12 protein-coding genes are annotated in these 15,256 nt (G+C 67.8%); 11 read left to right on the forward strand and 1 reads right to left on the reverse strand.

Annotation, left to right across the window (positions count from 1 at the left end; all coding sequences use genetic code 11):
* Positions 1-12: 12 nt before the first annotated feature.
* From BT364_RS13015 to ltrA, 7 genes are all read left to right on the forward strand, one after another.
* Positions 13-1,305, forward strand: coding sequence for an activator-dependent family glycosyltransferase (locus tag BT364_RS13015; RefSeq protein ID WP_072485317.1), 1,293 nt, complete (start codon positions 13-15; stop codon positions 1,303-1,305).
* A 352-nt stretch (positions 1,306-1,657) separates the two neighbouring features.
* Entirely contained in the window at positions 1,658-2,509 is an 852-nt protein-coding gene (locus tag BT364_RS13020) for a class I SAM-dependent methyltransferase (protein WP_072485318.1), read from the forward strand.
* A gap of 112 nt (positions 2,510-2,621) precedes the next feature.
* Entirely contained in the window at positions 2,622-3,704 is a 1,083-nt protein-coding gene (locus BT364_RS13025) for an aminotransferase class I/II-fold pyridoxal phosphate-dependent enzyme (protein ID WP_072485319.1), read from the forward strand.
* Positions 3,705-4,016: 312 nt separating this feature from the next.
* The gene (locus BT364_RS13030) at positions 4,017-5,888 is read left to right on the forward strand and encodes an AfsR/SARP family transcriptional regulator (RefSeq protein WP_079179437.1); all 1,872 of its coding nucleotides are present in this window, start codon (positions 4,017-4,019) and stop codon (positions 5,886-5,888) included.
* 62 nt (positions 5,889-5,950) lie between these two features.
* Entirely contained in the window at positions 5,951-6,562 is a 612-nt protein-coding gene (locus BT364_RS13035) for a dTDP-4-dehydrorhamnose 3,5-epimerase family protein (RefSeq protein ID WP_072485321.1), read from the forward strand.
* 108 nt (positions 6,563-6,670) lie between these two features.
* Positions 6,671-7,900, forward strand: a complete 1,230-nt coding sequence (locus BT364_RS13040) for a class I SAM-dependent methyltransferase (protein ID WP_072485322.1) — start codon at positions 6,671-6,673, stop codon at positions 7,898-7,900.
* 117 nt (positions 7,901-8,017) lie between these two features.
* Positions 8,018-9,382: a group II intron reverse transcriptase/maturase gene (ltrA, locus tag BT364_RS13045; RefSeq protein ID WP_107408222.1), complete on the forward strand. Its 1,365-nt coding sequence runs from the start codon at positions 8,018-8,020 to the stop codon at positions 9,380-9,382.
* A 116-nt stretch (positions 9,383-9,498) separates the two neighbouring features.
* Here the strand turns inward: ltrA and BT364_RS13050 are convergent, their stop codons facing one another.
* On the reverse strand, positions 9,499-9,996 hold the full coding sequence (locus tag BT364_RS13050; RefSeq protein WP_072485323.1) for a PH domain-containing protein: 498 nt from the start codon (positions 9,994-9,996) through the stop codon (positions 9,499-9,501).
* A 71-nt stretch (positions 9,997-10,067) separates the two neighbouring features.
* Between BT364_RS13050 and BT364_RS13055 the strand changes: the two genes are divergently transcribed.
* From BT364_RS13055 to BT364_RS13070, 4 genes are all read left to right on the forward strand, one after another.
* Entirely contained in the window at positions 10,068-10,586 is a 519-nt protein-coding gene (locus BT364_RS13055) for a GNAT family N-acetyltransferase (RefSeq protein WP_072485324.1), read from the forward strand.
* A 108-nt stretch (positions 10,587-10,694) separates the two neighbouring features.
* A complete protein-coding gene (locus BT364_RS13060; protein ID WP_072485325.1) occupies positions 10,695-11,828 on the forward strand; it encodes a class I adenylate-forming enzyme family protein in 1,134 nt (377 codons plus the stop codon).
* Entirely contained in the window at positions 11,825-13,369 is a 1,545-nt protein-coding gene (locus BT364_RS13065) for an aromatic amino acid ammonia-lyase (protein ID WP_107408223.1), read from the forward strand. Before BT364_RS13060 ends, BT364_RS13065 begins: the two co-directional genes overlap by 4 nt.
* 92 nt (positions 13,370-13,461) lie before the next feature.
* Complete coding sequence (locus BT364_RS13070) at positions 13,462-15,189, forward strand: ABC transporter ATP-binding protein (protein WP_079179459.1); 1,728 nt, start codon at positions 13,462-13,464, stop codon at positions 15,187-15,189.
* Positions 15,190-15,256 lie beyond the last annotated feature (67 nt).

Consider the following 15,256-nt stretch of genomic DNA (forward strand, 5'->3'; position numbering starts at 1 on the left):
TCTGGAGCAGTCGTGCGCATCCTCTTCACCACCTACTCCGACCGGAGCCTGCTGCTGTCCATGGTGCCGCTGGCGTGGGCGCTACGAAGCGCGGGCCATGACGTGCGGGTCGCCAGCACCCCGAACCTCACCGAGGTGATCACCAACGCGGGCCTGCCCGCGGTGCCGGTCGGCCGCGACGACGGCTTCTCCCGCATGCTCGGAGGCAAGCCCGCTTCCCTGCTGACCGGTCTGCTCCAGCCGTACGACGTGGCGGCCGCTCCGGAACGCGCCGCATGGGAGTACCTGCACGCGGGTTACGAGTCCGTCGTCCCCTGGTGGCACAGGATGGCCAATGTTCCGATGATCCCGGACCTGGTCGACTTCGCCCGGCAGTGGCGGCCGCACCTGGTCCTGTGGGAACCCACCACCTTCGCGGGTGCCATCGCGGCGGAGGCCAGCGGCGCCGCGCACGGACGGCTGCTGTGGAGTCTGGACGTCTTCGGGGTCACCCGTGAGCACTATCTGCGTCTGAAGGCCGGCCGGACCGACGCGCCCGATCCCCTGGCGGAATGGCTCGGCACCTATGCCGAACGCTACGGCTTCGCCTTTTCGGAGGAGTTGATCACCGGTTCGTTCACCATCGATCAGCTTCCCGATTCGATGCGGATGGAGGCGCGACTCCGTTACCTGCCCATGCAGTACATGCCGTACGGCGGCCCCGCCGCGGTACCGGAGTGGCTGCGGACTCCGCCGGCCCGCCCCCGGGTCGGGCTCACACTCGGCATCACGAACATCGCCCGATTCGGCAGCTACAACATCGAGGTGCGCGAGCTCCTCGACGCACTGGCGGATCTCGACATGGAGATCGTCGCCACGATCACCGAGCAGGAGCAGCGCAAGCTGGGCAGTGTCCCCGGGAACACAAGGCTCGTCCCCTATGTGCCCTTGCAGGCCCTGGCCCCGACCTGCTCGGCGCTCATTCAGCATGGCGGGCCAGGCACCCTGCTGACCACGGCCCGGCACGCCGTTCCCCAGCTGGTGCTGCCGTGGGAGTTCGACGCACCCGAACTGGCGCGGCGCTTCGCCGCCCAGGGCGCGGGAATCTCCGTCGAGGCAAGCCGGGTGAACGCCCGCACCGTCCGGGAGAACCTGCTGCGGCTGCTCGAAGAGCGGTCGTTCCGGGACGGCGCGGTACGGCTGCGTGACGAGATGAGGACGCGGCCCACACCGTTGGATCTGGTGCCCGTCCTGGAGGATCTCGCGACATCGTCGGCCTCGGCCGGCCGGGGATCACCGCCCTCCCGTACGGCCCCTACGCCGTGACGGGTCGGCCTCCTGCACGACAAGCGGGTCGGGATATCACTCACGCAATACGCACGGAAATGATCCCGGCCCGGACAGACAATACCCCGGGCTGCCTTATTCGAAGGGCGCGGTCTCACACATTCTTGACCCGGCCAACGGGCGTAACTAGCGTTCAATCCGTAGCACTTGGCACTGTTGCACCACCATCCACGGAATTTCGGCTCAGGAGAGCATCATCGCCAGCACCGACTTCGTTCATCCTCAACTCGCACCGCTGTTCACCAGCGCCGTTGCAGCCCATGCGACCGTCCTCGCAGACGACCTGGGGCTCTTCGAAAGGCTCGCCAAAGAGCGAATCAAGGAATCCGACTTGGAAAAGGATCCATGGTCCGCGCACAGAATAAAAATCACCGGAGTTCTTCAGGCGCTGTGCCGGGCAGGTGCGGTCGAACACCGGGACTTTTCCTACGAGCTCACTGAACTCGGATCGGACCTGCATCAGCAGGCACCGATCTTCAAGCTGTGGTTCGGCGCCTACGCCTCTGTCCTGGCCGACGCCGTCGCCGGCGTCCCCGACCCGGCGACCCTGGTCAGAGGCGCCGTCGTCGCGGAGTCGTCGAGCCGCGTCGGGGCCCAGTACCTGGACGAGACGCTTCTCGACCTGGTCGCCTCCCTGGCACCGCGGGGACGCGTCTGCGACCTGGGGTGCGGTACGGGGTCCCGGCTGCTCGCCATGTGCACGCGCGCCGAACAGCCCGGGATCGGCTTCGACATCTCCAGCACGGCGGTCGACGCGGCGCAGAACACCGTGCGGGACGCGCGCGTACTGGGTGTCGATCTCGAGATCCAGCAGGCCGACGTCACCATGCTGACGGACACCTGGCCCGATGTGGACATCGTCACCCAGGCGTTCATGACCCACCACATAGCGCCCGACGACCACTGCGCGGACGTTCTGCGTTCCTACCGGGTACGGTTCCCGCGCGCCCGTTACCTGGTCGTCTTCGACACCGTCGCCCCCGCCTCCACATCCGCGTCGTCGCCGGAGCTGTTCGCGCCGGGTTTCGACTACATCCACGCGCTGCAAGGCATGGAGCCTCGAACGCGCGAGGCCGCCCGGCGAGTCTTCGCCGAGGCCGGCTACCGCTGCCTGCGTGAGATCACACTCGCGGTCCCCAACAGCTACGCCTGGGTGCTGCGGCCGGACGACGGGGCCGCGTGACCATCCCGCTCACCGACGCCGGATCCCCGGTGTCCGCAGCGGGAACCTCGCGCGCCCCCGCTGGCCCGTATCCCGCACCGCGGGCGCGCGCCCATGAACGGAGGTACTCACCATGCCACCTGGCCTGCCACCCAGAGCGGCGGCAACAGCCCCGCTTCCCTCCTATCGCGAAGACGACGCGTCGTACGCCGGCTCCCCCGGGGGCCTGTGGGACCTGTCCAACAACGAGATCTCCCTGCCTCCGCTGCCGCGGGTCCGGGAGATCCTGCGTCGCGAGAGCGGACAGGTCCACCTCTACCCCGACCCGCGCGCCCGTTTCCTGGTGGACGCGCTGTCCACGCACTTCGCGGTCGACCGAGAATCCATCCTGGTGGGCCCGGGCAGCGCCGGCGTTCTCCAGCAACTCCTGCTGACCCTGTGCGGCCCCGGGGACGACGTGCTCTACGCGACCCCGGGCTTCGACGCCTACCCCCTCCTCATCGCGACCTCCGCCGCCCGCGGGATACCCGTACCGCTCACGGCGGCGGGGGATCACGACCTGGACCGCATGCGCGCCGGCATCACCGCGAACACACGCGTGGTCATCCTGTGCTCTCCCCACAACCCGACCGGGAAGTCCCTGTCGCCGTCCGAACTCGGCGAATTCCTCGTCGGCCTCCCGCCCGGTGTGATCACGATCATCGATCAGGCCTATGTCGAGTTCGACGAGGCGATCGACCCCCAGGACCTGGAACTCCTCCACAGGCACGCAGATGTGGTTCTGCTGCGTACGTTCTCCAAGGCCTACGGACTGGCGGGACTGCGCGTCGGATACGCCTTGGCGGCGCCCCCCGTCGTAGCGCGCGCCCGTAAGACGGCCATACCGTTCTCCGTCACACGCGGTGCCGAACAGACCGCCATCGCCTCGCTGAGGGAGGGGGACGCCCTGCGGCATCGGACAGCTCACATCCGCGAAGAGCGTGAGCGCCTTTTCCGGCTCCTGTCCGCCGCCGGCCACGCGCCGCTGCCCTCGCGCGGCAACTTCCTCTGGATTCCCCTGGGTCCCCGAAGCGCCTCCTTCGCAGAGGAGTCGGCCCGGGCGGGCGTCAAGGTCCGTGCGTTCCCCGGGCACGGTGTGCGCGTCACCGTGGGGGACGAGAACGCTCACCGGCTGCTGCTGTCAGTGGCACGGGGTTTCGGCCGGGCCGACGGCTGAGGACCGCCCGCCGACGCACCCGGAAGAGACGTACCGAACCCTTGGCCACGGGCGTGGTTCGCCACCGCGGCCCCTGACTGGAAGTGACGCTTGCGACCGTAAAAGTCCCTTGAGTTGGTGCGCATGAGACGTAGGATGACTGCTGTGCAAGGGGGAGCCAGGCATCGCGCGTGGCAGGTGCAACGCCGTAGGCGAGCCGACGCAATCCCACACATCGAAATTCTGCGGTCCTGATTGCCCGGTCAGGGTGAGGTGATCAGGAGCCGCGAGAACACTCCAACGGGGGAGTGTACGAAGTGGAAAGTGCAGGGTATGGGGGATTTTACTCGCGTCGTCCTCTTGGGACCGGTCGCGGCCGTCAGGGACGGACAGGAGTTAGAGCTCGGCTCACCGAGGCAACGCACCTTGTTCGCGGTACTGGCCGCACACGCCCATCAGGTCATCAGTCGCGAGGACTTGGTGACCGCCGTATGGGGAATCGACGCTCCGGCGACCGCGATGAACAGTGTGTACACCTACGTCGCGCGGCTGCGCCGCCAGCTTGAGCCGGCCCGTTCCCAGCGGGGGCCCTCCGATCTGCTGGTGTCCGACAGCCTCGGGTACATGCTGCGCCTGCCCGCGAATCAGGTCGACTTCCAGAAGTTCAAGGCACATCTCACGTCCGCCAGGCGGATGAAGAGCGCGCAGACCGGGGAGCGGGCGGTCAAGGAGATCAATGACGCGCTGGAACTGTGGCGCGGCACTCCCTACGGCGGAACGACAGGGCCCTTCGCGGAGGCCGAGCGCAGGGCACTAGCCGAGCTGCGACTGACCGCCATCGAGGACCGGATGGAGCTGCTGCACCAACTGGATCACCATGCCGACTTCAGTGGCGAACTGACCGAATTGGCTCTCCTGGCGCGGAAACACCCCTTGCGCGAACGGCTGCGCCACTTACTGATGCTCGGCTATGCCCGAATCGGCAGACAGGCCGAAGCCGTTGAAGAATACCATGACCTGCGGACCAAGCTGGCCGAGGAACAGGGGCTGGAGCCCGGCGAGCGGATTCAGCATTTCTACGAGGACATCCTGCGCGGCGGGCCGTCGAGCAGGATGTCACTGCCCCTGCCCGAGGCCGGACCCGCCGGGCCGCCGGTCGCGTCGGCCCGGCCGGCGGGACTCGCACAACTGGCACGGGATATACCGGACTTCACCGGCCGCGTCGCCGAACTCCGGCAACTCCACCAGCTGGTGGAGTCCGCCGACCGTACGGGGGAGAGTCCCGTCATCCTGATCACCGGGGCGCCCGGAATCGGCAAGACGGCGCTCGCGGTCCGGATCGCGCGTACCCTCTCTGCCCGCTTCCCGGACGGGCAGTTGCAGCTGGACCTGCGGGGCCACGGCGACGGGCCCGGCCCGATGAAGCTGGGTGAGACGCTGCGCCACATCCTGGACACCCTGGGCTCCACACCGCAAGTGGGCATGGGCATCGAGCGGCAACGCACCCTGTTCCGCAGCCTGGTGGCCGGCCGCCGGCTGCTGATCCTGCTGGACAACGCCGCCTCCGTGCAGCAGGTGCGGCCGCTCCTGCAGGGCACTTCGTCCTGCCTGGTCATCGTCACCAGCCGGAACAGTCTCGCGGGACTCACCGTGCGGGACGGAGCGCGACGTATCACCGTGGACGGGATGACGGAGGACGGTGTCGAGCTGTTCGGCCGCATGGTGGGGCGGCCGTTGGGAGACGGCACCCATCCCGCGGTGCGGCGGCTGGTCGAGGCATGCGGTGGCGTTCCCCTGGCCCTGCGCATCGCGGGCACCCGCATCGGGATGCACCCCTCCCCCGAACGGGCCCTCGCCCGGTTCGGCGAAGGGGATCTCCTGGGACGGCTGGATGTGCTCGGCGACAACCACTCCTCTCTGAAGACCGTCTTCGGGTGGTCCTACAACGCGCTGCCGGAGGATGCCCGCCTGCTGTTCCGCTCACTGGGCGCGAACACCAACCCCCGTGTGAGTCTCAGAGCAGCCGCCCGGCTGGCGGGCATCACCCCACGGCTCGCCCGCCGCGGGCTGGACGTCCTGGTGGAGGCCAGCCTGCTCCAGGAGCCGGTTTACGACCGCTTCCGGATGAACCCGCTGATCTTCGCCTATGCGCGGCACCTGAATCCCGACATGACCCTCGGAGCAACTCCGACGGTCTCCTGCTGACAATCTCATACGCGGGTTTCGGGGGTTGCGGCGGGACAAGCCGTCCGCTCATCATCGGTGCGATGAAGATTACCGAGATGTCGATACCGAACGCTTTCCGGATCGTCCCGGAAATCCATGAGGACGAACGGGGTTCCTTTTCGGAGCTGGTCCGTTCCAGTGTACTTTCCGAGGCCATCGGCTATCCGTTCGGGATCGGCCAGGCGAACTGTTCGCTGAGCAGCCGCAACACCATCCGCGGTATTCACGCGACCACGCTGCCTCCCGGCCAGGCCAAGCTCGTCACCTGTGTCAGCGGGTCGGTGCTGGATGTAGCCGTGGATCTGCGGGTGGGTTCCCCGACCTTCGGAAAGTACGAGATGACCAGGCAAGACGCCGAGACCGGGGTCTCGGTGTACCTGTCCGACGGCCTCGGCCACGCCTTCGTCGCGTTGACCGACGACGCTTGTGTCAACTATTTGTGCTCGGAGAAATACGCGCACGGAACTATGATCGAGATCAATCCGCTCGATCCCGACATCGGCATTCCGTGGGAGTTGGACGGTACGCCGATCATGTCGGACAAAGATGCCGCAGCGCCCGGACTGGCCACCGCGGCGGCCTCGGGAGTACTGCCCAGCTATGAGGAATGCCTGGAGTACTACCGGTCCCTCCGGTCGACTGCGGCAGCGTGAGCGAGTTCCGTCTCGCCGGCGGGACAGTATTCGGTGTTCCGGCCGGTGTTTCTCCCAGTCAGATTTCGGCTCCCCGCCAGATTTCGGTACGCACGGTCAGGAGTAGTGATGTCGACCGAGTCCCTGTGCCGCATATGCGGCCATACGGTCCATGAGTTCTTTGATTTCGGGCGCCAGCCGCTCTCGGATGCTTTTACGGTTCCGGAGGCAGACAGCCGCGAGGAGTTCTTCTTCCGGCTGGCCACCGGGATCTGCGAGAACTGCACGATGGTGCAGTTGACGGAGGAGGTCCAGCGCGACAGCATGTTCCACGAGGATTACCCGTACCACTCCTCGGGATCCACCTTCATGCGGGCGCACTTCGAGGACTTCGCCAAGCGTCTGCTGGCGACAGAACTGGCCACCGACGACCCCTTCGTCGTCGAAATGGGATGCAATGACGGCGTCATGCTGAGCACCCTCGCCGCGGCCGGTGTCCGGCATCTGGGTGTGGAACCCTCCGGCGGTGTGGCGGATGTGGCCGCTGCCAAGGGAATCCGCGTGCGGAAGTCCTTCTTCGAGGAATCCACCGCGCGGGAAATCCTGGAAGAGGAAGGGCCGGCGGATGTCGTCTACGCGGCCAACACGCTGTGCCACATTCCCTACATGGATTCGATCCTGCGCGGAGTGAAGACACTGTTGACGCCCACCGGCGTCTTCGTGTTCGAGGATCCGTACCTCGGGGACATCCTCGAGCGCACCTCCTTCGACCAGATCTACGACGAGCACTTCTTCTTCTTCACTGCCCGGTCGGTACAAGCGATGGCGGCCCTGCACGGTCTGGAGCTGGTGGACGTCGAACGGCTCACGGTGCACGGCGGCGAGGTCCGTTACACCCTCGCCCCTTCAGGGGCCAGAACGCCGTCCGACGCTGTGGCGGAACTGCTCGCCGAGGAGGCCCGGAACCAGGTCGCCGAACTCGCGACACTGGAGAAGTTCGGGGAGCGTGTCAACAACATTCGCGAGGATCTGGTCGCATTGCTGAGCCGGCTGCGCGAAGAAGGCGCGACGGTGGTCGGGTACGGTGCCACCGCGAAGAGCGCGACGGTGAACAACTTTTGCGGAATCGGACCCGATCTGATTCCGTTCGTCTCGGACAGCACTCCGGCGAAACAGGGGCGCCTGACGCCGGGCGTCCATATTCCGGTACGTGATCCCGAGGCATTTTCCGATCCGTACCCCGATTACGCACTGCTGTTCGCCTGGAACCACGCCGACGAGATCATGGCGAAGGAACAGGAATTCAGCGCGGCCGGAGGCCGGTGGATCCTTTACGTCCCCGAGGTTCATATCGTGTAGTGCCCCGCCGGTACGGGCGCCATTTCTCCTGCGGTCGGGGCGCATTCCGTCGGTACAGAGGCCTGTTCGAAGGGCCCCTGCTTCATCGACGCGATCCGCGATCAGGGAGGGACCCGGATGAGTGCCGTTTCGGCTGGTTCCATGCGCCGGGAGGAAGGCGCCGCGGGACTGGACGGCCGTCCTTTGGACAAAGTCCGAGCCTTGCAGCGGACGCTTTACCGCTGTGCCAAGCAAGAACCCGAACGCCGGTTTCATGCCCTGTATAGCCATGTCCACCGCATGGACGTTCTTCGGCGGGCATGGACCGGTGTGTGCGCGAACCGAGGAGCCCCGGGCGTGGACGGCTTGACTGTCGACGCGGTGGCGGCCTCGGGGGTGGATGCATTCCTCCAGGATCTGGCCGAGCGGCTGCGGACGTATACGTATCGTCCGTCGGTGCTGCGGCGGGTCCGGATTCCCAAGCCGGGGCGGCCGGGGGAGTTCCGGCCGCTCTCGATTCCCACCGTGGCGGACCGGGTGGTGATGACGGCCGCGAAACTGGTCCTGGAACCGGTCTTCGAGGCCCAATTCACCGAGTCGAGCTACGGATTCCGGCCCAAAAGGTCCGCGATCGACGCGTGTGAAGCCGTGCGCGTCGCGGCGAGCCAGCGGCGGGAGTGGGTGTTCGAGGCCGATATCCGGGACTGCTTCGGGACGATCGACCACGACGCGTTGATGGCCCAGGTGGCCCGACATGTGGTGGACCGGCCGTTCCTGAAGCTGATCCGGGCTTGGCTGAGGATGGGCGTTCTGGAGGGCGGGGTGACCTCCCCGACCGGGGCGGGAACCCCGCAGGGCTCACCGATCTCCCCACTCTTGGCAAATATCGCGCTGCATGTCCTCGATGAGGCGTGGCAGGTCGAGGGCCGCCGGCTGGGAGTGTTGGTGAGGTACTGCGACGATTTCGTGGTTCTGTCACCGCCCGAGCACCGGGCCGAGCAGGCCCGGGAATTGGCGGCGAAGGTGCTGGGACAGCTCGGGATGCGGTTGCATCCGGAGAGTACCGGCATTGTCTGTCTCACTCGGGGCGGACAGGGCTTCGATTTCCTCGGCTTCCACCACCGGAAAGCGGAATCGTGGAAATGGCGGGGCAGGTTCTACCTGCGTCGCTGGCCCTCGGTCAGAGCGATGCGAGTGCTGCGGGAGAAAGTCCGTGCTGCAACCGCAATCTCGAAGACCGAGAGGCCGGTGTCCACCGTGGTCGCCGATCTGAACCCGGTCCTACGAGGCTGGGCAGCGTACTTCCGTAACGGGAACTCCGGACGGAAGTTCAACGTGATCGACGGATACGTCCACGAACGGCTGGCGATTTTCACCAGCCGGAAACACGGCCAAGTGGGCCGGAACTGGGCCACCCGATATACATACGGATGGATCACCCGGCTCGGGGTCTACCGCCTCACCGGAGGCGTACGCTGGGCGACGGCGCATGCCAGTCGGTGAACGATGTCGGAAAGCCGTGTGCGGGAGAACTGCATGCACGGTTTGAAGCGGCGGGGACTGGAAACGGAGCATCTGCCACCGCGCCATTCCCCGGCCCCGCTGTCCCGCGCCGGCCGTCAGCCGGTGGCGGTGCGGGCGCGGGTGGCCCGGGTGATCTGCTCGGCCACGGCCGCAGCCCGTTCCTCCCCCAGTCCCTCGATCTTCAGCGAGCCCTTCGCCGATGCGGTGGTGACCGTGACCGTTGCCAGGCCGAAGCGTTTCCTCAGCGGGCCGCGGACCGTGTCGACGCTCTGGATCCGGGACAGCGGTGCCATGCGCGACTGCTGCCAGAAGTATCCGGTGCGCACATACACGGCGAGGTCAGTGACTTCCCAACGGTGGACTTCGAACCACCATCTCGGCAGCAGCAGTACCGCGGGCACAGCCAGAACGGTCACCGCGGCAGCGGGCACGAAGAGCCAGTAACCACCGAATTTGAACAGGCCCGGCACCACTGCGTGCAGGACCAGAATCGCGATCGCGGCGGTGAAGAGAGCCGCTAACCGGGCTCTCCACCAGCCGACCGCAGGTCGGTCGAACCTGTTTCTCGGTGGCCCGGACTGCGCCTGCGTCATGTGGCAACTCCTGCCGATGAATCGGTAATCGTGTCAACTTCCACTCTAGACAGGACGGATGAGGTAAAAGGGTGAACGACAACAGGGTGATCTACCCGGAGACTTCCTCCCGGAGGATCCTGCTCCGCCCGGCCACATCGGCCGACCAGGCGGAGTTCAGCCGCACGGTGCTGCGGACCGGCGTGGAGAGTGTCCAGTTGCCGGCCGGCCGGCGGCAGGGGCCGCCGCCCAGGCCCAACGCCGCCTTCCAGGTGGTCAACAGGGCTGACGGAAACGTGCTCGGCTTCAGCATGCTGTTCGCCCTCGACCAGGCGGGACACATCCGCTGCGGGACTTATCTCGACCCGGAGCTCAATCGGCTCGGGACCGGTTCCGAAGCCATCGGGTTGACCATCAACTACGCGTTCGCCATGTTCAATGTGGACCGGGTCATCACCGAGACCACCGAGGCAAGCCTGGATTCCTTCGGAATGAGGCCCGACGACAGCCGGATCCTCAGCGTTCTGAAGGACCACCTGTACTTCCGTGGCCGGTATTGGAATCTCTATGGATTCCAGGTCGAGCGGAGTGAATGGGTGGAGGACGCCTGACGTCTCCCCACGTCCCGCCGGCGAGACCCGTCCCGAACCTTTTCCATTGCCCGCACCGGCCCGCCGCTGTCGCTTGCCGAAGGGCCGACACCTTTGAGGGAGCGTTCTGTGGCCTACCCGGAACTCACACCGCAGGAGTTGCTGCGCGAGGGATTCACCTCGCCGAGGATCACCGAGGAGCCCTGGGTCGTGCGCTGGGACACGTTCCGCGGTGATCTCGCGGCCATCGAGGGCCTGGTGCTCGACGCGCTGCCGCCGAAGGTGGCATTCCAGACCTCCGGCACCACCGGGGCCAGTCAGACCTGGTACCGGTCCAAGGAGTTCCTGTGGAGCGAGGCCGGGATGCTGGCCCGGCTGCTCGCTCCGCGCAGGCCGGACGCGGCCCTCTCCTTCGTGCACCCCAAACACCTCTACGGCGCACTGACCAGCGTGCTGGTGCCGGCCAGGCTGGGAATTCCGGTCTGGTACCGCCCGCAGTTCGCCGGTCAGCTGCCCCCGGCCGGGGAGCACCAGCGCTGGGCGGTGATGGCCATTCCGTGGATCTTCTCGCTGCTCCGGCGTCACATGTCCTGGGTCCACGCCACCGACCGGATCACCGTGCTGCACGCCAGCGGGATGATTCCCGACGCCTCCGCGGACTTCCTCACCGAGGCGGGCGCGGAGCGGGCCAGGATCGTGGAAGTCTTCGGCGCCACCGAGTCCGGTGGGGTGGCCACGCGGCAGTGGTCCGAGGGCGCCCCACCGGACTGGAACCTGATCGACGATGTGTCTTTCGCGGATCCGGTCGAACCGGACGAAGGCGAGGTGGCGCTGAAGATCCGCAGTCCCCGGCTGGCCTTCCTCAACGGCGAAGACGCACCGGACAGCTGTGAACTCGACGACCACGTCGAGCGGTTGGGCGGCCATGCCTTCCGGTTCACCGGGCGAAGGACCAGGCTCGTCAATGTCAACGGCCGCAGACTCAACCTGGACCGGCTGGAGGATGTGCTGCGGCCGGTGCTCGACTGCGTGGACCACGCCGTGCGCCCGGTGACCGATCCGATGATCGGTGAACACATCGAACTGCTCGTGGTGCTGAAGCCCGGGACCGAGCTGGGCGACCTCGACCTGAACGCGGCGTTCACCCGTATGGGCCTGCGGCCCCGTGAAGTACGCACGGTCGACCGCATCGACCGCACCGAAATCGGCAAATTCCGCCGCGTCCAGACCATCGAAACGATCGACGCAGGAGCAACATCGTGACCATCTCCACCCACGCCCAAGCCGATCTCTCGCTCGGCGACATCCTCCACCGTGCCGGATGGGACGCCGAGCTGGCGCCGCTGGCCGAAGGGGACCTGGCCCGGATGCGGGCCTGCGCCGCCACCGTGGCCAAGGAACTCGCCGCCGACAAACCGATATACGGCCTCACTCAGGGATTCGGCCCGCTGGTGCTGTTCGAGGCGGAGTCGGAGCTGGAGCAGGGCGACAGTCTGATCTCCCACCTCGGCACCGCCCAGGGTGAGCCGCTACCGCCGGAGGTGTGCCGGCTGATCGTCTGGCTGCGGCTCAACAGCATGCGCAAGGGCTTCTCCGCCGTCTCGCCGGAACTCTGGCAGTCCCTGGCGGACGCGTGGAACGCCGGCTTCGTACCGGCCATTCCACGGCACGGCACCGTCAGCGCCAGTGGTGACCTTCAGCCGCTCGCGCATGCGGCACTGTGCCACACCGGGGTGGGCCAGGCATGGATGAGGGACGCGGAGGGGCGCTGGGAGACCCGGCCCGCCGCGGAGGCGCTCGCCGCCCTGGGACTCAAGCCGTTCGTCTGGCCGGTCCGTGAGGCCCTCGCGTTCGTGAACGGCACCGGTGTCGGCCTGGCCCTGGCGATCGTGAACCAACAGTCCGCGCTGGCCCTGGTGCGCGCGTCCGCGCTGCTCACCGGGCGGATCAGCGCGCTGCTGGGTGCCAACCCCGAGCACTACGAGCCGGGTCTGAGCATCGCACGCGGTCAACTCGGGCAGTCGCGCGCGGCGGCCTGGATCCGCGAGGAACTTCCGGTGGGGGCCGAACGTGATCCCGCGCGTCCGCTGCAGGAGCCGTACAGCCTGCGCTGCGGGCCACAGGTCCTCGGCGCGGTTCACGATCAGCTGGAGTTCGCCGGTGACCTGCTTCGCCGTGAGGCCAACGGCTGCACCGACAATCCTATCGTTTTCGACGGCTCGATCCTGCACGGCGGCAACTTCCACGCCATGCCGGTCGGCTTCGCCTCCGAACAGACCGGTCTGGCCATGCACTCGGCGGTCTATCTGTCCGAGCGTCAACTGGGCCTGCTGGTAAGTCCGGTGACCAACGGCGATCTGCCGCCGATGCTCACCCCGCGGCCCGGCCGTGGTGCGGGACTGGCCGGAGTGCAGCTCAGCGCCACGTCGTTCGTCTCCCGCATCCGCCAGCTGGCCTACCCCGCCTCGCTGACCACCCTGCCCACCAACGGCTGGAATCAGGACCACGTGCCGATGGCACTCAACGGCGCCAACTCGGTCGCTGAGGCGTTGGAACTGGGCTGGCTGGTGATCGGCTCGCTCGGGGTGACCGTCGCCCAGTTGACCTCCATGCTGGGCAGGAGTGCCGACGCTCGCGGCCCGTGGGCCCGGCTCGCCGAGATATCCCCGCCGCTGGACGCGGACCGGCCGCTGGCCGCCGAGGTCCGAGCGGCCCGTGACGTCCTGCGGACCACGGCCGGGGAACTGCTGGCCGCCGAGGCCGCCCCCGGCGCGCGACCGGCGGAGCCGGAGACGCGAGGGTGACAGCGTCCGAGGCCGGGCCGGAAAAGGCGTCGGTGCTGGAAGCGGCGGCCTGGCGGGAGATCGTGCGATACCTGACCCCGCATCGGAAGCCGATGGTCCTCGCCACGGTACTCACCCTCTGCGGTGCGCTGATCGGCCTGAGCCAGCCGCTGATGACCAAATGGATCATCGGCGCCCTGGGCCGGGGCGGTGCGCTGACCGGCCCGCTGCTCCTGCTCACCGCTGCTCTGGTGGGCGGTGCGGTGCTGAACGCCGTCGGCTACTACCTGCTCGGCCGGGTGGCGGAGACGGTGGTGCTGACGTCCCGGCGCGAGATGGTGTCACGGATCCTCAGGATGCGGATCGGCGAGACCCACCGCATCCGCCCGGGGGACCTGATGTCCAGGGTCGCGTCGGACACGACGCTGCTGCGGCAGGCGGCCGGCCAGACGCTGGTCGACGCGCTCAAGGGCGTACTGATGCTGGTCGCCATCGTGGTGCTGATGGGGCTGCTGGACCTGTTCCTGCTGACGTTGACCCTTGCCGTGCTCCTGGCGGCGGCCGTGCTGATCGGCTGTGTGGTGCCGCTCTTCCGCCGGTACAGCACCAAGGTGCAGGAAGCGATCGGGGACCTCACCGCGGTACTGGAACGGATGCTCGGCGGCTTCCGCACCGTCAAGGCCTCCGGGGCGGAGCGCCAGGAGGCCGAAAAGCTGGACGCCGCGACGTTTCAGGCGTGGTCCTTCGGGCTGCGGCTGGCCCGGCTCGGCGGCGTGGTCAGCGCGGGCGCGCTGCTCGCCGTCCATCTGTCGTTCCTGGTGGTGCTGGGGGTGGGAGGCGGCCGGGTGGCGTCGGGAGCCATCCCGGTCGGCACGCTCATCGCGTTCCTGCTCTACCTGTTCGCGCTGATCGAGCCCGTGGCCGGACTGATCGCCGCGGCGTCCACCTTCGGCACCGCGGTCGCAGCCGTACGGCGCATCCGTGAGGTGCGGGAACTCGATGTCGAGCCGGTGCTGGGGGAAGCGGTGGTGTCCCCGGGGGAAGCGGTCCGTACACCCGTCGGGCTCGCCTTCCGCGGGGTGCGCTTCCGCTATCCGGGACCGGACACCCCGAGGGTGCTCCACGGGGTTGATCTCGACATTCCGCCACGGGGGATGACCGCCGTCGTCGGCCCGTCGGGGGCAGGCAAGTCGACGTTGTTCTCCCTCATCGAACGTTTCTACGACCCGGTCGGCGGCTCCGTCCTGGTCGACGGCACGGATGTCCGCGACTGGCCGCTGGAGGAACTCCGGGCCGCGATCGGGTACGTCGAGCAGGATGCCCCCGTACTGGCCGGGACGCTCAGGGAGAACCTGCTGCTCGGCATCTACCGGGAGGTGCCGGACGAGGAGATCCACGCGGTGCTGGCCCGCACCCGGCTGAGCGCGGTGGTCGACCGTCTGCCCGCCGGCGTCGACACACCGGTGGGGCACCGGGGCAGCACCCTGTCCGGCGGTGAGCGGCAACGCATCGCGATCGCCAGGGCGCTGCTGCGCAGGCCGCGGCTGCTGCTGCTCGACGAGGCGACCTCCCAGCTCGACGCGGTCAACGAGGCGTCCCTCCGTGACGTCGTCCTTGAGGTGGCGCGGGAGTTCACCGTGCTGGTGGTGGCGCACCGGCTGTCCACGGTGACCAGGGCGGACCGGATCGTGGTCATGGAGGCAGGCCGGGTCCGGGCGGCGGGTTCGCACGAGGAACTGGTCAGGAAGGACATGCTGTACCAGGAACTGGCCGCCACCCAGCTGCTGGTTCCGGACGCGCCGGAGGGCGCACCGGGGGCCGGGGCGGCCACCGCGCGTTGAGCACGGAACCGGTGGTGGCCCGCCCGTCGACCACGGGCGGGCCACCACCGGTTCCGGGGCCACCCTT

Source organism: Streptomyces atratus, assembly GCF_900119365.1.
GTDB classification, from domain to species: Bacteria; Actinomycetota; Actinomycetes; order Streptomycetales; family Streptomycetaceae; genus Streptomyces; species Streptomyces atratus_B.

Coding starts and splice junctions, on each gene's coding strand:
- ltrA (WP_107408222.1), top strand. CDS start 8,018: ATGAGTGCCGTTTCGGCTGGTTCCATGCGCCGGGAGGAAGGCGCCGCG.
- BT364_RS13050 (WP_072485323.1), bottom strand. CDS start 9,996: ATGACGCAGGCGCAGTCCGGGCCACCGAGAAACAGGTTCGACCGACCT.
- BT364_RS13035 (WP_072485321.1), top strand. CDS start 5,951: ATGAAGATTACCGAGATGTCGATACCGAACGCTTTCCGGATCGTCCCG.
- BT364_RS13070 (WP_079179459.1), top strand. CDS start 13,462: ATGGTCCTCGCCACGGTACTCACCCTCTGCGGTGCGCTGATCGGCCTG.
- BT364_RS13030 (WP_079179437.1), top strand. CDS start 4,017: ATGGGGGATTTTACTCGCGTCGTCCTCTTGGGACCGGTCGCGGCCGTC.
- BT364_RS13025 (WP_072485319.1), top strand. CDS start 2,622: ATGCCACCTGGCCTGCCACCCAGAGCGGCGGCAACAGCCCCGCTTCCC.
- BT364_RS13040 (WP_072485322.1), top strand. CDS start 6,671: ATGTCGACCGAGTCCCTGTGCCGCATATGCGGCCATACGGTCCATGAG.